This window comes from Fulvitalea axinellae (assembly GCF_036492835.1).
In the GTDB taxonomy this organism is placed as follows: Bacteria; Bacteroidota; Bacteroidia; order Cytophagales; family Cyclobacteriaceae; genus Fulvitalea; species Fulvitalea axinellae.
Map to the genome: position 1 here is coordinate 98,099 of NZ_AP025320.1, position 20,756 is coordinate 118,854.

Sequence of the window (20,756 nt, forward strand, 5' to 3'; positions counted from 1 at the left end):
AAGCTACGAATTTCTCTTAAATAGTACAGAGTAAAATAGTAAAGCGATTCGGGTCCTCGGGTTCATTAAGACAAACCCTTGGACACAAGCAAACGCACCGCACCGCTTTACTGGAAGCAGTTGAGTGTCCGGGTATTGATAAACCGGGCACTAACACAAGCTATTAACGATATGGGAATCGTAAAGGAAAATTACACCGTCACGGGCATGACTTGCGCCGGATGTGCGGCCAGCGTCGAAAACGTGCTCAATGGCATTGAGGGCGTAAAAGAGGCTAAAGTCAACTTCGCCGACAATACCGTGGCGATGGAATACGATATGGACGCCGTTAAGATCAACGAGATCAAGGTCAAGCTTACGGACGTGGGCTACGGGCTGGTAGGCGAATCGGCGGCGGAACAGCAGGCTCTGGAAGCGGAGAAAGAACAACACCGCAAGAAAGCGCGTAACAAAATGGTTGTCGCTATTGTGTTGGCGGTACCGGTGGTGTTGCTCGCTATGGTTTTCCCCTCTTTTCCTTATGCGAACTGGATCAGTCTGGTCTTGACCCTAATCATACTCGTTTATAGCGGACACGATTTCTTTACCAGCGCATGGAAAAAAGCCATGCACGGGTCTTCCAATATGGATACGCTGATTGCTATGGGTACGGGGGCAGCCTTCCTCTTTAGCGCCTTTAACACCATCTATCCGGCTTATCTCAAAAACCAGGGCTTCGCAACGCATGTTTATTTCGAATCGGCGGCCGTGATCGTGGCTTTTATTCTTTTGGGGAAATACCTGGAAGAAAACGCGAAGTCAAAAACTTCTTCGGCCATCAAAAAACTGATGAGCCTTGAGGCCAAAACGGCGCTGGTGGTCGTAAACGGTGAGTTGCAGGAACAGCCAATAGAAGCGATAGCGGTAAACAATACTGTACGGGTATTGCCCGGCAACCGGATTCCGCTGGACGGCACCGTTGAGGAAGGCTCCTCATATGTAGACGAAAGCATGATCAGTGGTGAACCGCTTCCGGTTTCGAAGAAAAAAGGCGATACGGTAATCGGCGGAACGGTCAACCAAAAAGGAACGCTAACCGTACGGGTCACCAAAACGGGGTCGGACACGATGCTGTCGCGGATTATCAATATGGTGCGTGACGCGCAAGGCAGTAAAGCGCCAATGCAAAAACTCGCCGACAAAATCGCCTCCGTATTCGTACCAATAGTTATCCTTATCGCTTTGATAAGCTTTGGCGTATGGTACGTCTTCGGACCCGAACCCCATATTTCCTACGCCATTATCACGGCGGTAACAGTATTGGTGATCGCCTGCCCTTGCGCATTGGGCCTTGCCACGCCAACGGCCCTGATGGCGGGAATTGGAAAAGGAGCCGAAAACGGAATCCTGATAAAAGACGCCGAACGCCTGGAAGCCCTAAAGACTTTGGATGTCGTGATTCTCGACAAAACGGGAACGCTAACCAAGGGAAAGCCCGAAGTCACAGCGGTTCACTTTGAGGGAGAAGTGGAAGAGCAGAAAGACTACAAAGGTGTGCTTAGGGAAATGGAACTGCACTCGGAGCACCCGCTGGCCAGCGCCGTAGCCAATTATTTTGATGAGGAAAGCCCTTTCAAACTCCATGATATAGAAAGTGTTCCCGGCAAAGGGCTTACGGCCAAAGCCGAAAGACGGACTTATTGGGTAGGCAACGAAAAAATGTTGCACGAAAAGGTGGAAAAGGTACCAGAAGAACTTACCCAAATGGCGGAAAACTGGAAAGTCGAAGGGAAAACGGTAGTCTATTTCGGGCAGAACAAAAAACCTTTGGCCGTCTTGGCCATCGCCGACCAACTAAAGGATGGATCTAAAGAAGCGGTCCAAGCCATCAAGAACCTAGGCGTATCAGTACACATGCTTACAGGTGACAATATGTCCACAGCCGAAGCGATAGCAAAACAGGTGGCAGTAGACAAGGTAAAAGCCGAAGCCCTGCCGGAAGACAAAGCCAAACACGTTAAGAAACTCAAGAAAAAAGGCCTGAAAGTAGGCATGGTAGGCGACGGCATCAACGACTCCCCCGCTCTGGCCCTAGCCGATGTGGGCATTGCGATGGGTCACGGCACGGACATCGCCATCGAGAGCGCCGACCTGACTTTGGTCAAAGGCGACTTGAGAGATATCGCCAAAGCGATACGGCTTTCGCGGATTACGGACCGCACAATCAAGGAAAACCTGTTTTGGGCGTTCTTCTATAATCTGATCGGTATTCCGATAGCCGCCGGCGTATTATACCCGTTCTTCGGTTTTCTGCTTAGCCCGATGATCGCCGGGGCGGCTATGGCCTTCAGCTCCGTCTCTGTAGTAACCAATAGCCTGCGGATTAGGGGGAAAAAGTTGGGTTGATTCTTTATTAGAATATTGGATGATTAGAGCGCATTCCTTTTGGGGTTTGCGCTTTTTTTGTGAAATGTAAAAAAGGTCAGAAACTGTGCCTATATGATGTCTTATCGGCTCGAATACACGCTATAGTCATGGTGCAATAGTAGTTACACCTTCATGAGTGCGGTGATTTATTTTATAAATTAATTTTATAGTTATATTTTTAGTCATATGGCTTGGAAGGTGAGCCTGTAGGCTTACAAATTTGGAAAATAAATAATCTGGCACATTCATCCGATATATTTGAACTGAAAAAAGTTTTTGAACTTAATCAATTAATTTTCAACCCCACAGTACATGACAAAAAATGGCTTTCCGAATCATTGCGTAATTTTGAGTGACCAAACTTAAACCCGCAAAACGATTGGAAAGCCAGTTCGAATATACAAAACTACAGACCTTAATTACCAGTGAACCCGAGTTAAAGAAACTGAATAAGGCCCGACTAAAACTGCTTTGTTACCTGATAACCTCGTTGATCAAAGTCCAAAAGGTTGGTTTCAGACACCTTTCGGAAGGATACGATTCGGGAGCTACGGTGACGTCCAACATGAGGAGGATTCAGCGTTTCTTTGCCAAATTCGAATTTCCGGAAGAGGGCTTTTCCCGGCTTATCATCAGGATGATTCCCGTCAAAGGGAAATACCGGATCGCCATTGACCGGACCAACTGGAAGTTCGGGAAAAGGAACATCAACTTGCTGTTTCTCTGCGTTGTATACAAAGGCGTGGGTATTCCGTTGATATGGAAAGTGCTTGGGGACAAGAAGGGGAATTCGAGCACGGCCGAACGAAAAGGTCTTCTCGGGAAGTTTATCGAATGGTTCGGTGCGGATATGATCGAACGCATTACCGCTGACCGGGAATTTATCGGCGAAGAATGGTGGGAATTCCTGCTGGAACACGGGATCCCTTTTTATATCCGCATCAAGGAAAACGCGTTAATAGGGTTGCATGGCGGAAGATTCGTAAACGCCAGGCGATTGTTTGCGCCCCATAAGCTGAAAGTCGCCTATTTTCATCCGACTTCCGTGACGATCACCAAGGTGAAGGTGTATGTTTCGGGAATGAAGTACATCGAGAACGGAAAGCTCGAATACTTGATCCTCGCGTCTCCGAAAAACACTCGGGAAAGCTTAGAAATCTACCGTGAACGCTGGCAGATAGAAACCATGTTCAGGGGCTTCAAAAGTGCGGGCTTCAACCTTGAGGATACGCATTTACAAGATTACGAAAGGATAAACAAGTTGCTGTGTGTCATAGCAATAGCGTTTATCTGGTCGTATAATATCGGGATTTTCAAACACGAAGAGGAGGAGCCGATCAAAATCAAAAAACACGGGAGAAGGGCGAAAAGCTTTTTCTCGTACGGCCTTGAGGAAATAGCCCACGCTCTGATTAATAAGGTCGAAACGAAGATCGAGAGATTATCAGGGCTATTTTTGTCATGTACTTAGTTTCAACCCTATAAAAGTGAAATGGGATATCGACAACTCAATACTTTTCGAAGGGCAAGTATTTGGAGGTAATTTATTTCCTAAAAAGGGAGCCGAGATAAAGTACTGGAGGCTAAGATTTAAGTAAACGCCAAAAGGCAACAGTACTACAAAAACCTAGCTCACTATACTCGTTATATCATACCCACATTTTATCTCAGCCAATATGGGTGATAATCAAAAAATATCTGAAATCAGAAAACAGATTCCAATTGGAATCTTGGACGCTAAAAGAGTCTTAAAACAGACTGGATTTAACATTGAAAAAGCAATATCAGCTTGGAAATTAGAGCAGGTAATAAGACTCTCTGAGATCGCATCAATTACGGATGATGAATCGGAAAAACTATTGGAGCAAGCGAAATTTGATCTGCAAAAAGCCCATTCATCCTTTCGTAGCCTCAACACTAGAGATATAGATAAGATAATAGAATCCTCGAATAAAGAGTCTAAAGTCTTGTCGAATTTTTGGAGTTATATTCATCTAAGGATCAAGGAACCATATAAAAATTTCAATTGGATCACAAAAAGAGGATTCGACTCTTTGCCAGAAACAATCAGCAACATCTTAATCGTATGGCAATGGTATGCAGACTTCAATTATGACGGATTCTCAGCAGAGCAAGAAACCACTTCAGACCTAATTAAAATATTTGGCGATAAACTAGGCCTACAAGATCTTTCTCTAAAGGTTAAAGAGTTAAAATACTTAGTCGATGACTTTAAAGACAAGCATCCGTTTTCGCAGGATAATTTTGAGGAGTATATCCGATTAAGAAACCAATTTGACTCTCAATCAATGGTCAAATCAAAAGTTCAAGAGATTGATGAAATGGAAGACCATGTGATGCGACAATGCTATAATTACATGATTGCGCATAAAGATGAAATACATGAATATCTTGAAGATACGAACACATACCAAAAGCCAAAATAGCACCCTCCAACACTTTCAAGAATGGAAGAAAAAGTCTCTGGACTGACTTTGAAGTTGAATACGAAAGAACATATTAGATATTAAAGACGATGGATAAATCTTATTCAGCAAGTCAATTGACAGAAGTAGATTTGAATCAATAAAATCACTATTAAGTTAGAAACAACACCGAAAAGTCAAATATATAAACAGATGCTTCATCAAAAGATAATTGAAAATTTGTGCTCCAAACTGGAAATTCCTGATTTAAAAGCAGGAAATCTCACAATTCGTGATGAGCTAGGTTGGCGAATAAACGAAAAAAGGATTGGCTATAGTTGGTTGGTCAATATCTCAAATTCATTTACTGATTCGTGTTGGTTATTCTCGATACAATTCAACAAATCTGCATTTAGAAAAATACAAAACCCAGAACAACTAATCCAAGGAATCTTCACTGTAGATGGAAAAGGGGATATCATCAAGTTTCATATGATGAAAAAGATTGATGATATGGAAGATAAGGTAAAAAGCTTGACATCATATGATATGTTCGATGCAAACCTAAGTGTTACCTTAAACGGCATTATATATAAATACCTAATTTTTGCCCCAAATACAGAAATAAGAATGACTCTTAACAACCCACATTCTAAGAATTGGAGAATTTGGGAAAATGAAATTCAGGCAATTGGAAAGAAATTATCACAAGACTCTGACAGTGAAACTCTAAAAAAAATATTTGATACAACCGAAAAATAATGCCCCTTGTGTGGGTCTTAAGTCCATTAGCCTAGATTAGGGTTTACTGAAAAAGTAAAAACCACAAGATTATCAGTGGATTAGGTGGCTTGTTTCCCTTTCCAAAGCACAGGGAATATTCGTAAATTGGCCTTAGAAAGGACTGAGAGCATTTTTTCCCTTGCACCTATGATCAAGACAAGTTCCTCGCAATTGAGTATAGAAGGTTTTTTGGACCCGGAAATAGGGCGCCTTAACCCGGAAAACAGATGGGTGAAGTTGGCCAACTCCATCCCCTGGGCGGAATTGGGTTTGGTCTACGAATCGAAAATGTCGACGGGCAAGGGCAGTCCGTGCAAACCGGCCCGGCTGGTCATCGGCGCGCTGATCGTGAAGCATAAGCTGAACGTTTCGGACGCCGAGGCGATAGAACAAATCAAAGAAAATCCGTATCTCCAGTATTTCGTGGGACTCGGCTCGTTCACCACGGAAAAGGCCTTTGACCCTTCGCTGTTCACGACGGTCCGCAAGCGGCTCGGGTACGGGGATTTTAACAGGATGAGTTCGCTTTTGCAACACGAGGGGATCCGTATTGCGGAGGGCGATCGGGATGAAGGGTCCAAAGACGGGCATTCCGGGGACGCCGAAGATGACAAGCGGGTTGTCTCCTGCGACGCGACGGTGGCGCCGCAAGAGATTCCATACCCCACGGACCTTGGGCTGTTGGCTACGGCGAGGGTGCAGTCGGAGAAAATCATCGACCTCCTTTGGCCCGTCGCCAGGGATTCCGGTTTATCCAAAAAGCCCCGGACTTACCGGGATAAAGCCCATAGGGAATATGTCGGGGCGACGAGAAAAAAGAGGAAAGGAGCCGAATTCTGGCGCGTGTGCGCACGCCGACAGCTGAATTATCTGGAACGGAACCTACGGCATATCGACAGCCTCATAGAGGCCAACAAGGGCGTTATACGCCTAAAAAGCAGGTTTTTGAAGATTCTGATGGTGCTTCACGAAATCGCCAGGCAACAGTCGCTCATGCTGGAGACCGGTGCCAACAGGGTGGACGGCCGCATCGTGAACGTCTTCCAGCCCCATGTCCGGCCGATAGTCCGGGGCAAAAACGGAAGCGACACCGAGTTCGGCGCCAAATTGTCCGTAAGCCTTCACGAAGGCTATTCCTATCTGGACAAGGCGCAATGGGACGCTTACTACGAGGGTGACGCGGAAGTGATCCGCGGGCACATCGACAATTTCGGGGAGAGAAACCCGGAAATGAAGCTCGGCAAATTCGTCGGGGACAAGATTTACGGAAACAGGAACGCCCGGCAGACCATGTCCGGCGCGGGTGTGGAATTCGTGGGATCCCCGTTGGGAAGGCCTCCCTCAAGTCCCGAAAAAATCAGGGAACGCAAGGAAAACCGGGCGCTTCACCAACGGCACCGAAGCAGGGCGGAAGGAAAATTCGGGGAAGTGAAACGGGGACTCGGATTGGACAAAATACAGGCAAGGAGAGCGGACACTTCGCTTTCATGGATCGCCTGCATTTTCTTCGTGTCCAACTTGAAAAGATTTCAGAGCGAAATCTTTTTTGACCTTGTTTTCCTGAGCTGGAAATACGGAACATGGCTTCAAGACAGCGAAAAGAAACAGGAAAAGACTGTCTGGCAAAATATCCTAGCTGGGTAGCCCTCTGGGCTTTTTCAGTAAACCCTAGATTAAAGCGCTATTTCGAAATCCTTTTCCTAATTCTGCTAAGTGACGGCGGTTGCACTCCCACAAAAGAGGCGATAAGATACTGGGGGATTCTTTGGGTAAGGTCCGAATATTCGGCGATAAACTTTTGATAGCGTTGCTCGCTGTTCTGCATATAAACAGCCAATAATTGGTTAACCATGACATCAAACCGGTGCTCAACTACCAGCCTTCCTATATAATTGCCTTGGGGAGTGTTTTTAAAAAGATATTGAAGCTTTTCGTAGTCGATTACCAACAATTCGCAATCCTCGATGGCCTCTATATTCTGAATCGATTTTGATTGCCGGTTAAAACTCGAATAGTCTGAAATAAACTCCCCCTCTTTAGTAAATTCGAACGTCGATTCCTCATCATTTTTCATTACAAAATACCTGACAAGACCTTTTTTTATAAATCCAACGTATTTGCAGGTATTGCCTTCCCTTAAAAAGAAATCCCCTTTGGCCAGACGCAATAGGCTAAAGCTTGAAATGATTAGTTCCTCATCCTCAGGGCTCAGGTGAGCGTGTTGATTAAAAAGTCCGAGCAATTCTGAATGCATAAGTGGCTTTTGTGTTTCGTAGTCCAGAATATTGATGGTTTTAAATTAAAGGATCTTTAAGCATAATAAAAACGTGTGTATACCGCTCGGATATAATTATCGTCTAAACCATAAATGATTAGATCTTCGCAAGTTTGATATTGCGGTTATGAAAAAAGAAAGGCACAAAATAGTTTTTAGAACGCTATCGTAGTCTATCTATACTTATTTGCTAAACATGAAAAATCCCCTTCCGCTACATACAACAAAAGGGGATCTCTGATAAGAATATATAAATCCGGTTTCGGGCTCTGCCCCTTTGGCCCGGGGCCGGATTTGTACATTCCCGACTCTCTACTTGACGGCGTCCTTAGTCCTTTCTGACACAGGAAAACAATTGCCATTCGGAGATGCTCCTTCGTTAGTCTCCGTGTTCGGCGTTGAGATGTCAACCGAACACTTCAAAGGTAGCTTATGTGTTCCTGCGATTTATCCGTGTAAATACCCTATTCTGTAAAACAGGGGTTTTCCACCACATCAACACTTAGGCTTTTTCGGCCAAACTGAGCTTTAGGGCTTTTGCCAGTTCGGTCAAGTCGCCAAAAGAATGTAACGCATTGATTACCGCTCTTACGTTTGGCTGGGCCGTCGGTTCGGGATAAGGAAAACAGGATAGTAAAAAGCCTCTTTGCTTCATATCTTCTAACAACTCGATCCCTCCGTCAAAACCTATCATGGGCATACCGTGCACCATCTTGTGAGGCAAACCCTCAATCTGTCTTAGAAAAAAGGAAACGTTCTCCTGAAGGGATTTTCTTTGTCTCGGATAAAGGTCCTCGCAGGCCAAATATGCCGACGCATATGCCGGGGACAATGGCGAACTGGTTCTGTAAATATCCCCATGCCGTATGGTCTCCGCCAAGTCTTTGTCACAGAGTACGGCTCCGCCGGGCACGCCCAGCGCTTTGTTGAGCGAGGCGACTATGGCTGTCCTCAGGTTTTCGGCTTGGGGAATTTTGTGCAACACTCCGTTGCCGCGCGGTCCGTATACTCCGATGCCATGGGAATCGTCAATTACGGCGAAAAAGTCACTATTGGGCGTAAGTTTGGCAAACCAACCGAAATCGTATTCTTCCAAACCGAAAGGGTCGTAGCTGTCGGAGAAGAAGGCGTAACCTTTTCCTTCCGTATAAGATTTGCCGGCGTAGGTTTCCCGCCATTCCTCGTATGTTCCCTCGAATGGCTCTGTCCCTACAGGCGCCAAAGCCGGATGAGATTTTCCTCTGACTGGAAAATATGTTTCGGACACAGCTCTGGAAGCGGCCATTCCGGCCAAGAACCCGGAAGAGAAAGTTACGCAATCTTCCGAACCGAAGCGTTTGGCCAAGGCCTTTTCCAATTTTCCGTAAACGGCCAATCCGATATTACCGATTCTGGAACTGCCGTAATTTGTGCCTTGCACAGCGAAGGCGTGCTGTAATTCGTGGCGGAATTTCGGGTGTTGGCTGATGCCTAAATAGGAGGTTCCCGCAAAATAGCGATAGGTCTTTCCTCCAAACTCCACTACTTTCTGGGGAGCAATATTTACTTCCATATTGAAAAAGGATGTTTTCGGACCAATTGAGAAAACAGAAGCAGGCGATATTCCTACTTCTGTTTTTTGATATTCAATGGTTTAACGTCCAAAAACGTGCCTGACCAGATTCAGTAGGCCTTAGCCTTTTTACAATAAGAATGTCGACGCATTTTACTCTCGCTTTTGTTCTTCTTTCTCTTACTGATGCGGGCTTTTTCTCAAATATTTGTCCCGGTCACAAGTCAGTTTACCGTTTATGATTTCCAGTTCCGCCACCTGTATCGAAGTTCTCTGATAATTGATCGTGCCCGATTCCGGAATTTCCTGCCCACTTTTGTTGTAACGCCTGCCCGGATGGGTAAAATAGAAAACATAAGCGCGGTCGTTGACAATCTTCACGTCGGCGTGGCGACCCATTACGTTGTCGTCGGGTCTGGCGCCGGGCTTGGTCAGTATCGTGTTATTCGGCTCCCAATTGGTGGCGTCGTCCGAGACGTAACAGTCCAAGCCGTTCCACTTGTCGGTGAGCATCCAGTACTTGCCTTTCCAATGAAACACTACCGGACCTTCGTGCGCGTTTCTGGATATTTCCGACGTGCCTTCCAGCTTCCAGCTTTTCAGATCGGAGCTCAGGGCCGACACCGTCTTACTACCGTTGGCTTCGTCTTTATACCACATTTTCCAAGAGCCGTCTTCCAGCCGAATCACCGACGCGTCGATGCATTCCTCGGTGCCTATCGGTTTTTCGGCCTTCCACGTTTCCATATCCTTACTGCTGTAATGCAGTATTTGCTTGGCTCCACCCCAATTGCTCCTTACGCCTTTGATATAGGTCACGAACATATGGTAATCGCCCGTTTTGCGGTCAAAAACCACTTGTGGCGCCCAGAAAGTATTGTGCCCCGAGTCGGGTTGCGGAAGTTTGGCCACGCCGGCGTAGGTCCAGCTACGGCCGTTGTCTCTGGATTTGGCCAAACCAATAGCCGATCCGTAGCAGTAGGCGACATTGTCGAAAGCCGCACTGGCGCGACGTTGCGTGTAGAACATCCACCATTCCTTGTATTTGGGAACCCAAATAAGGCTCGGATCGGCTGGACCGTCAAATACGGGATCGCGGAAAAGCGGTGCCGGAGCGTGCGCGATATCAAACTTTGGCGGAGCCTTTCGCGCCGGCGCCGGATCGGATACGTCCCAAGGCGCCATGTTTAGGCCTTTGTGTTTCCAGCGCTTCGCCAAACGGGAAAGGTTGGACCGGAACCGATCATAATCCTTTCGCGCAGGGTCCGTCCAACCTACCGAAGCGTAAGCGGCTATTCTCGGAAAAGTCATATAATGCAGGTCTCCGCTGGTCGGGATCCATTCGCCCCACATCTGACACCCCATACCGATAATGTTTTTGTGATAAGCCTTGTCCAGATTTTTCGGTATCGGATCAAAATGGAAAGCTTTCTTTAACGGAATAGAAGAATGCGAATAGTCCAGATACGTGTATCCGTTAGTTGAGTTTACCACATCGTGGCCCTTCTCAACGGCTTGAAGAAAAAGCTTCTTGTCACCTTTCCAAAAATGAACCACCGCGTTTTTGGCCAATTCCCCCTCAACCGCCACTTTCTCATCGTACAAACGATCATCCACTTGGTGACCCATCACTTCGTTCCAACCCATCAGGCGCCGGCCTTTGGACTGCAAGTAGTTTCCTATTTTGTTTGTAAAATAAATCTGAAGATCAGGAAGCGTATTGATTCCTTTTTTCTTCATAAATTTTTTGATGCTTTTAGATTTATCCCAGATTTTGAAATCCACCTCGTCCCCACCGATATGGATTACTTTCGAAGGGAAAAGCTCCATCACCTCGTCCAAAACATCGGTAAGGAAGTTATAAACCTCGGGCTTGGTGATATCGAAAATATCGTCGCAACGGAACGAGTCGGGCACTTCAATGTCTTTGCCCAACGTGCCAAGCCAAGTGTAAGACGCCACCGCGGCCGAAGAGTGACCGGGCATCCCGATTTCGGGCACTACGGTGATATTGCGCAGACGGGCGTATTCCACCACTTCTTTGATCTGCTCCTGCGTGTAGAATCCGGAGTGCGGTTCGTCCGTACGTTTAGGACTATTCCATTTTTTCGGACCTATCTGCGAATTCTTACGGGTTCCCCCAACCTTGGTAAGTTTCGGATATTTTTTGATCTCGATACGCCAGCCCTCATTATCCACCAAATGCCAATGGAAAACGTTCATTTTAAGGAAAGCCATCTCGTCAAGCAAAAGCTTCACTTCGTTCATTCCCTTGAAAAACCGGGCTTCGTCAAGCATATACGCCCGCCAAGAGAACCGCGGCTTATCGAAGATCTCGGCGCAGGCCAAATATTGACCTTCCGAAGCGTCAATCAACTGAAGCAAAGACTGCAAGCCGTAAAAGGCGCCTTTACGGTGCGACGCAGAAACCAATACTCGGCTTTTGGTAATTTTGATCGCATAGCCTTCCTCTCCCAGCTTCCCCAATGCAGGATCGACAGTGAAAGCTATCACTTTCTTTTGGGCGTTCGCTTTGGCTGATCTCAGTGAAAACCCGAGATGTTCTTCCAGAGAACTTTTCAGCAAAGGGTGTATTTCCTTAAAAGCCGGATCCGCATATAATTTGAATCCCGGCCTTAGCTTAAGTGTGCCTTCCGTAAGCTGATACTCCAATGGCTGGGGCACGATAGGTACGTTGGCCCAGACGACATTCAACCAGCATAAAAAAAACAGCGTGGCCGCCCATGTTTTAAAACTCATTCTCATAATAAATAGATTAAATGATTCCATAACGGAATATTCCCACCACTATCCTTCTCCCAAAAAGGAGCGGGAACACCGCAAAAAAGAAGCCCTAGTAGGGATTCGAACAATAGTATATTCGTAAACCAAAATTTACAGACGAAAAGAGCCCGTGTATTCCGAACAGTTTATTCTCTATTATAGCAAGGCGCTATTACGCAGTACAAACACACGGGGAACAGTAAAAATAATGCCCACACATCTCGGCCTGTCCGCCCGGCGATATGGCTACAAAGAGTTTGTTTTGAAAGCAAAAATCAAGTGCTCTGGAAATCTCCCCCCCTATCTTGACTCAATAACCTCTATAATCAAGGAATTGTGTGTTTTTTAGAATTGTCCGGGAATTGAATGTTGTAAAACAGTAAAAAGTAAAGGTTTGTAGCAAAAATTGATCTACTGAACCAAATATGATAGTCCGAAACTCTCGAACAAAATTCAAACTTTGGCGGAAAGGGAAATATAATAGAATCTACGCCTTCGGAACCAAGCTTTGGAAGATAAGGGGCTATTCCGGATAGGTACGAACGGGCCATTCATACCTTTTCCTTTTTATCGGATACTAAGTCATATCGACATACTGACTTGCCTAAAAAAAAATGAGCCACGCTCCCGTTTGGAGCGTGGCATCAACCACTCATCAACAAATATGGAAAGACTACTTGCGATGCAAAACATAAATCTTGCGGCCGTTGATCTCGCTTACGAAATCGGCGCGCTTTAGTAGGCCGGCCCGCATCGTTTTGGCGTCACGCTCCGTACCCGAAAACAGTGTGTTTCCGTCGGTGTCGTATACGCTTACTCTGATTTTTGTGGCCACGCACTTAGAACCTTCGAACTGCAAATCGGCTAGATCCATTCCTATCGAATCGATCGATACTTCTTTAGCATTCTCAAGCATAACAATGCCCTTTTCTATTGAAGTAGCTTTCTTCTGTATATTCTTTTCCGCTACTACTGTCATCGGAAGAAAAAATAAGAGGCCGATTAATAACGCTTGCATACCCAATGGTTCTTTATTGTTCATTCTCCTTTTCTGTAGGCGAAGCGCATGCCAAAAATCACAACAATCTGATTAACTGACAATTATACTCGTTCGTGATTTTTTACGACAAAAACGTGTACTATTTTCGGACACTCAAAAGCGACAAAGCGTCCGTATCTATACAGCAAAAGGGTTTTTCGGACGGTTATAGGCCAAAATATGGGAGCGCAGGAGACTAAAAGCTTGTTTTGGCAAGAGAAAACCGTTAATTCAATTTTAAAAAATTATCATTTCCGCACAAAATCCGCAGGATCGAGGCTTTTCTCCTGGAAAATTCGTGCTATTAGTCCTCTTGCTTTTTTTCTAACCTCACTTTCTTCCAGCAATCGTGACAGTTTTCGGACATTCATCCCCACTCCTTTCGACTCCTCAAAAAACCCGGAAGACGGATTTGCTTTGGTCAACTTGTCCATAAGGTCAGGGGATCTGGTAATTGATAAAAGAGCCTGCATAAATCCGGCTTCCATCAATGCCATATCGGGCATAAAATTGATTTCCATGGTGGGGAAGAACCATGAGAATATGGCGCTGTCTCCGGAACCGCCCGCCAAGAATTTTTGCGTAAAGTCCTTAAGCAAAACGCCCAATTTTTCGGAGACTTGGCCCGCCAGCATAAACTTCTCGCTATTTGCCAATCGAGACAACCCGAAAGCTCCTTCCTCATAATTATCGTTATCGGCGGTATTGCAACGCATAGTATGCGGAGATACGGTTTTCATTAACTCACCATCAGAATGCAGGACCCTATTGGTAAAATCGTTAAGCATATTGAACGAAACCGTCTGGTCTATCGCCATAACTCCCTGGCTTTTGGGCAAAAACAAAAAATTCTCCGGATGGAAAATCTGGAGAAACCGGTCCCAGTTGCCCATTACCACGTCCATACCCAACATTTGGCCTATCCAAACCGACACTTCTGGATGCTTTTCGTACCATTCCACTGAAGCGGGGTCGCAATGGTCAGGAACTCTGGTTTCGCCCACCACTTTTTCCATTAGCAAGAAACCCTTCGTTTTCAGGTCAGTCAGTTTTTTTCGCAGAAGTTCCGCCCATTTGTCTTCGCCCTCGCCCTCTTCGAATTTTAGCCTTAGGAAAAGATCATTATAGTCACGCTCACCTCTTGGGCAATACTGCGTTACAGGCACATATACGCCCGTTTCTTCGCCCATAATGTGAATGAAATTCGTAGCGTAGGCTTCTTTTAATGACTCACGCGAATTGTTGCCCACTTTCAGGAAATAAGTACCGCCGCCATAGATGGTCACCTCAAAAACATTCCCGCTTTCGCCTTCCGCCACTTTCGTGACTTTATCGAGCATCTGCCATCTGGGGCTAAGCGGTCGACCTTCCATTATTCCGGGAACATAAGGCTCCGGAGGCATCAGGGAACGGCCACCACCGCTGGCTCTTGAGCCCGAACTTCGTCCGCTATATTTTCTTTCCTCGAACATTAATATTTATGACACAGAGTAAAAGGTCAAGAGGAACAAAGTTGTCCAGTGGATAATCTAAATTGTATGGCTTCGGCCAACTTATGGAGCGGGGAATTCCATGCCAAAACGGTATAAAATAAAAAACTGGTACAAGCGAAGCGCCTGCACCAGTTTCATTCGACTTGAATGGCGAACCATTCCTGTCATTATTACGAGCATCAATAAGGTTGAATATTTCTACAGTCCAAGTCCGTATCGTCACCGCCGTCCAAACCTGTGCTGGTATTTAGGGCTTTAGCGAACACTTCAAAATGCTTGAACCTACCTTGTGCCTTCTCATTTGGTCCGCCACATTCCACACCGCCGTTGATAATGGCGATAGTCAAGGCGAAACCTTGCTTACGTCCTACCGACTGGTCAGCGGAGCTTGGGGTCCAGATTCCGGGAATCATCGCTTGGTGACAAGACGGCTTCGGAAACTGAGGCGTCATCCAGAACCATATCGCTGTTTGGAAAGCGAAAGCGCCGTCTTCGGAAACACGCTCTGGATTATCAAGCATTACGCTCTTGTCGCCGAAAAGATATTCGCTCACTTGGCCATAGTTATAATTATAGCTCAACTGTATCGGTCCACGTCCATGGTATGATTTTCCTTCCGTAGGAGGGTATTGCTTATGCGGAACGGCGTAACCCACATGGCTCGATCCGTAATAACCCAATTCCTCCTTGTAGAACAAGCCCCAAGCGTATTTTCCGCCCGGCGCAGTGGCCCAGCCACCAGTGGTCTCTTGTGCGATATTTGCGAAAAAAGCGGCCAACTCGCGACGACGATCAGCATCGGAACCTTCGGCGGCGAAAGTAGCGTAATCCACAACTGTGGAGACAATAGGAAGCGTCTGCACCCATTCGTCATTAAATTCCGGCGGATCGCTTACCAGTTTTTCCTCTCCGGTATTTTTATCTATTCTATAGATTCTCGGCGGAATATAATAGGTGGCGTCACGTTGTTCTATCCTAACCTTAATGCCAGCCATAGCCTCGGCCGCTTTCAAGAAATTCTCATAGGTATAGAAATCCTCGTTTCCGCACTGGTTAGCCCCTTCGCTTTGCGCTCCTTCGGATCCGCACCTAAAAGGGAAAAGCTCATAATATTGTTCCAAAGACACCAATTCCGCAATGCTACTACTTCCATTGCCGTTGTCGTCTTCGTCATCTGGCGGAGTGGGTTCAACCGGATCCGTCGGGTCCGGTTTCGCCGGAGGCGGTGTCTCCGTGTCAGTTCCTCCATCGGAGTCACAAGCCATCATTACGACCATCGCGAATAGGAGCGAAGATAACCCTCCCCACAGTCTACTGTCTCTTATCTTTCTCATATCTAGGATTTTTCGAATAAACCGAAGCCAATAGTTACGCTTTTCGCCAATGGCAAAGCGCAACTAATCTCCAGAACTATTCATGGATGAAAACCAACAGGAACGATTGGGGCCTATCACCCCAGTCCAAAAAACCGGCGCAACAAAAATGGGTACGCCAACTTCTCAAAAAATAAAACGGCCTTTATCCAGCGGATATTTCCCTTGGTGTGAATTCCGGTAGTGTCTTTAACATCCTTTAACAACGCATCCGGGACAGGTACACTGTTCGCCGGATTTTATCCAAGCTCTTGAGGCAATTCCTCTTCCTGTTTCCGGTATTCGGACGGACTGCAAGCAAAACGTTTTTTGAATACGGAGCGGAAATATTTAAGGTCAGAAAAGCCCACTTTATAAGCGATCTCGCTAACGCCCAAGCGGTCTTCTTCCCTAAGCATACGGGCGGCCTTGCCCAAACGCACGTAACGGATAAACTCGACAATAGACATGCCCGTAGCCTTCCGGACTTTGGAATAAAGGCTGGAACGGCTCATGCGCAAGGCTTCGCAGATATCCTCAACCTTGAAATCCGGCGAGCCCATTCCCTTTTCGATCAAATCGATCACTTTGCGGGCGAATTTCTCGTCTTGCGAAAGGTGTTGCTCCGGGGCTTTCTCCTTACCGGCCAACAGATAAGCGGAAAGTTGCGAACGGGAGCGCAACAGATTGTCCACTTTCATCTTGAGCACTTTCGTATTGAACGGTTTTGTGATATAATCGTCGGCGCCATGCTCCATTCCCTCGATCATCTCGTCTTCGCGGGCTTTGGCCGTCAACATCACCACCGGCAAATGCGATGTCCGCTCGTCGATTTTTATGCGACGACAGAGGGTAAAACCGTCCATACCCGGCATCATCACGTCGCTGATTACTACATCGGGAAGCGTTTTTGTTTTCAGGTCTTCCAAAGCCTCTTTTCCGCCCGGAACGGACAACACCTCAAACTTGTCGGCGAAAATTTCGGTCAGGTAGACGCGCATCTCGTTGTCGTCTTCCACGATCATCATCCGTGGTTTGGCTTTGTTCTCTACCTCAACAGGCTCTTCTTCGACAATCGGTTCCGGCTCCGATTTCGGTTTTGGCTCAGGGAAACTCACCGGAGCGGACACCTCGCGTTTTTCGGCTACCGGCTCCTCTTCCGTCCCTTTTTTCTTTTTAAGCGACATTTCCAATTCGAAAACCGAACCCGAACCCAACTCGCTTTTCACGACGATCTTTGCCGAATGAAGATCGGCCAGTCGTTTTACCAAAGCCAAACCGATTCCCGTTCCGCCGATTCCCGCCGTATTTTCGGAGCGATAAAAACGATCGAAAACATGCTTGCGATCCTCGTCGTCCATTCCGATACCCGTATCTTTTACGGCCAACAAGAGCTTGTCGTTTTCCTGATCAACCTTGATATCCACCGTTACGGCACCGCCTTCGGGCGTGTATTTTATAGCGTTCTCAATTAGGTTTCGGAGGATGATCCCCACTTTTTCCCCATCGAACCAACCGGAATACTTATTCGTATCGCTTACAAAATCCAGCGTAAGGCCAGAGCGCTTGGCCTCTGAGACGAAACTTCGGGAAATTTCCCGCACAAAGCTTACGAAATCAAGATACTCCGGACGCAGAGTCTCCACGCCTTCTTCCAAACGCCTAAAAGCCATCAGCTGATCAGTGAGCTTCAGCAAAGTGTTCGAATTGCGGTACGCGCGCTTTACTTTGTCGCGGACTCCGCCACGGTGAACGGTATGCATCAGTTCTTCCAAAGGACCGACCACCAAAGTCAAAGGCGTACGGAGCTCATGGGCGATATTGGTGTAGAAATTCATCCGGTCAAGGTAGCCTTGGTGCTCCTCTTCCCGCTTTCTTTCCAAGTCGCTGACGCGATATTTGAGTACGGCCTGATTGGAGGTAAACCGTCCGTAGAAAAATACGACACCAACAATCGCCAACACATATGACAAGTAAGCGTACCACGTAGCCCACAACGGCGGATCCACCGTGATATGGAGTCTGCGGGGCTCCGGACTCCACTCGCCCCCACTAACCCGGGCTTTTATCTCGAAGGTATATTCGCCGGAAGGCAGATTGGAGAAGTTTACCGTATTTTGGCGTCCGGCGTAGTTCCAAGCGCTATCCAGCCCCACGAGGCGATAGGCAAAACGGATCGCGTCTTGCCGAACATAATCCACGCAGGCGTAACTGATACCAATATTCCGTTGCTCGTTATTCAAACGTACCGATTCGGTCTCTGTAAGCGCTTTTTTCAGGGGAGAACCCTGATCGCCAGGGAAAACCCTTTTGCCCGAAACTACAAGGCTCTTGAGCGTCACTTCCGGCGTTTCAGCCTTGATGTCAATCTTATCAGGATCAAGAATCAAGGCTCCGAATTTGGACCCGAAACATAAACGGCCGTCACGGAGTCTGCATGCGGCGTTTTCCACATACGGCGGTGGCGCTATGCCGTCCGATTCGAAGAAATGGTAGATCTTGCCTGATTCTCGCTCTAGCATGGAGATACTTTTGTCGGTGGCCATCCAGACCCTGTCCCGGTCATCGTGAAGAATGGACAATACACGGCCGAAAACGGGTTTACCATCTTGCCTGTAGGCTTTTAACCTTTTGGTAGCAGGATCAAAAGAATAGAGTTTTCCGCCCTTGGCCCCTACCCAAATTACGCCACGACGATCGGCCGAAAGAGCGTATACTTCGCTGAAATCAGCGTCTTCCAAGCTGGAATTGGGCAAACTCAAAGGAGAAAAACCGCCAATGCCCTGTTCCCAACGCGCTAGAAATGAAGCGTCCGAACCTCCGACAAAAAGCCCCTCGCGGGTTTGGGCCATACCCGATACCGAGCGGCTGAGGAAGCTTCCCTTTCGCAGGGATACTTGTTGCGTATTTTTCCTTTTGTAATCGATTCTGGTTACGGTCCAGTCCCTTTTTGATACCCAAAGGGATCCGTCGCCATCTTCGTAAAGAGTTTCTATTCTTTGGCTTTCCAAGGCCCTATTTTCCACGGATTCAAGGGGGAAAACGGTAAAACGATCTTTGGATTCTTCGTAATACAACAGTGTGCCTGAAGCCGTTCCCAACCAAAAGCGTCCGGAGCGATCAGAACATCCGGAGGTTAGGATTCCATGGTCCAAACCGTGGGTGTTGAGATTGTAATTTTTAATCTTGCCCGTTTTCCCGTCCTTTCTGGAAAGTCCTTGTTCTGTTACGAACCAGACATTGTTTTTCTCATCTTCGCATACCGCCTGCACTTTTCTGTAAGGCAAACCTTCGCCGTCTTCGCTTACGGACAACAGGCGAAAAGAATTGTCTTCCTTCTTCAGAAAGTCTACGCCTGTACCGACTGGAATTGCCCAAACTTGGCCCAAAACATCGGAATAAACACCGGATATATGCCTGTAAGACAATACTCCCCCCTGCTCTTCGGGAAGAATACGGCCTGCCAATTTCAGCCCTTCGGCCGGATCACGGGGAAGATCCATTATCAGTATCCCTTTTTCCAAAGTTCCCACATACAGATTATCGCCATAGTGGTCCACACATTGGAAATTCATCTGTTCCTTGTCACTTAAACCCTGTACCGGATATTTGTCAAAAAGATCGTCGTCGTCGTTCAGGCGCCATATCCCGGACATACTTAGCCCCAACCAGATGTTTCCGTAACCATCTTCGTAGAGAAACTGTACGGTCTCGCTTTCGGAAAGCGGTATCTTGCCTATCCTTACCTTACGCTGTTCGGCCACTCCTTTGGGAAGCCTGTAGATGTTTCCGTAACTATCGGTAAACCACAACTCTCCACCACGAGTAACCAGCAACGGCCGTATAGCCGCCCGGTCATCCATCCACCTTAAGGTCAACGCGTCAGAGATTCTGTGAAATCGGTTTCCTTCCGGATTCCACCGGCTGATTTCTCCCACGCCCGTAGAGATAAAGATATTATCCTCGCTTCCAAAAATGCTGTTGACATAAATACCCCGCACCTCGCTCTCGGGCACTTCCGTATAACGACTCATATCCATGTCGTACCACAGAAGCCCGTCGCCAGTGCCAATCCACATCCGGTTGATACTTTTCTGAAAATACAGGGACGTCACCCTACGGCGCAGGGGTGTTTGGCGCTGTTCAGGAGCGGGAAGTTCCCGGACTTCCTCTCCGTCGAAAAGCGTTACGCCCTCTTCGGTGGCTATCCACATCACGCCCGAGCGGTCTTTTTCGATATCGTGCACTACCAAACTGGAAAGCTCTCCCCTAAGGGTCAAAACTTTCCGGTATCCTTGATTTTCGGGCACACTCGCCTTGGCCGCACAACAAAACCCCAGCGACAAATTGATCACAAAAAAAACGGCGAATAAAATACGGTCCCTCATGGCAACTCTCACAAACACTTCCTGCTCCAGGGCCAGATTTTTCCTGTGTTCCTAAACAAGAAAATCCGTAGGTAATAATACAGGAGGCCCCTCCCTCCAAATATAACATTATTTCCCACCCAAACGGGCCCGGCAAAGGCTATAAATGGGTTCTGTGGCGTTTTGACCCGCCTTTCAGCACCTCACTCCCCCGTAAAAGCAACTGTTTATCTTGCTTAGAGCGTATTTGTATTTCGATAATTTACATGCCGAAGGACA

12 protein-coding genes are annotated in these 20,756 nt (G+C 47.0%); 5 read left to right on the forward strand and 7 right to left on the reverse strand.

Features of this window, described 5'->3' with window-relative positions; genetic code table 11:
- The first annotated feature begins 78 nt into the window (after positions 1-78).
- From AABK39_RS25610 to AABK39_RS25630, 5 genes are all read left to right on the forward strand, one after another.
- Positions 79-2,385, forward strand: coding sequence for a heavy metal translocating P-type ATPase (locus AABK39_RS25610; protein WP_338396051.1), 2,307 nt, complete (start codon positions 79-81; stop codon positions 2,383-2,385).
- A 373-nt stretch (positions 2,386-2,758) separates the two neighbouring features.
- On the forward strand, positions 2,759-3,877 hold the full coding sequence (locus AABK39_RS25615) for an IS4 family transposase (protein ID WP_338391134.1): 1,119 nt from the start codon (positions 2,759-2,761) through the stop codon (positions 3,875-3,877).
- 205 nt (positions 3,878-4,082) lie between these two features.
- Positions 4,083-4,853: a hypothetical protein gene (locus tag AABK39_RS25620; RefSeq protein WP_338396052.1), complete on the forward strand. Its 771-nt coding sequence runs from the start codon at positions 4,083-4,085 to the stop codon at positions 4,851-4,853.
- Positions 4,854-5,045: 192 nt separating this feature from the next.
- A complete protein-coding gene (locus AABK39_RS25625) occupies positions 5,046-5,594 on the forward strand; it encodes a hypothetical protein (RefSeq protein ID WP_338396053.1) in 549 nt (182 codons plus the stop codon).
- A 168-nt stretch (positions 5,595-5,762) separates the two neighbouring features.
- Entirely contained in the window at positions 5,763-7,259 is a 1,497-nt protein-coding gene (locus AABK39_RS25630; protein WP_338396054.1) for an IS5 family transposase, read from the forward strand.
- A gap of 37 nt (positions 7,260-7,296) precedes the next feature.
- Here AABK39_RS25630 and AABK39_RS25635 read toward each other — a convergent pair whose 3' ends face one another.
- From AABK39_RS25635 to AABK39_RS25665, 7 genes are all read right to left on the reverse strand, one after another.
- Complete coding sequence (locus tag AABK39_RS25635) at positions 7,297-7,869, reverse strand: Crp/Fnr family transcriptional regulator (RefSeq protein WP_338396055.1); 573 nt, start codon at positions 7,867-7,869, stop codon at positions 7,297-7,299.
- A gap of 523 nt (positions 7,870-8,392) precedes the next feature.
- Positions 8,393-9,442, reverse strand: coding sequence for a hypothetical protein (locus AABK39_RS25640; protein ID WP_338396056.1), 1,050 nt, complete (start codon positions 9,440-9,442; stop codon positions 8,393-8,395).
- Positions 9,443-9,622: 180 nt separating this feature from the next.
- On the reverse strand, positions 9,623-12,208 hold the full coding sequence (locus AABK39_RS25645) for a family 20 glycosylhydrolase (RefSeq protein ID WP_338396057.1): 2,586 nt from the start codon (positions 12,206-12,208) through the stop codon (positions 9,623-9,625).
- Between the two features lie 691 nt (positions 12,209-12,899).
- Complete coding sequence (locus tag AABK39_RS25650; RefSeq protein ID WP_338396058.1) at positions 12,900-13,268, reverse strand: hypothetical protein; 369 nt, start codon at positions 13,266-13,268, stop codon at positions 12,900-12,902.
- Positions 13,269-13,513: 245 nt separating this feature from the next.
- Positions 13,514-14,737, reverse strand: a complete 1,224-nt coding sequence (locus AABK39_RS25655) for a hypothetical protein (protein WP_338396059.1) — start codon at positions 14,735-14,737, stop codon at positions 13,514-13,516.
- Between the two features lie 200 nt (positions 14,738-14,937).
- Positions 14,938-16,092 (reverse strand): chitinase, encoded by a 1,155-nt coding sequence (locus AABK39_RS25660; RefSeq protein ID WP_338396060.1) that lies wholly within the window; start codon positions 16,090-16,092, stop codon positions 14,938-14,940.
- A gap of 278 nt (positions 16,093-16,370) precedes the next feature.
- Positions 16,371-20,498: a hybrid sensor histidine kinase/response regulator transcription factor gene (locus AABK39_RS25665; RefSeq protein WP_338395909.1), complete on the reverse strand. Its 4,128-nt coding sequence runs from the start codon at positions 20,496-20,498 to the stop codon at positions 16,371-16,373.
- Between the last annotated feature and the right edge of the window lie 258 nt (positions 20,499-20,756).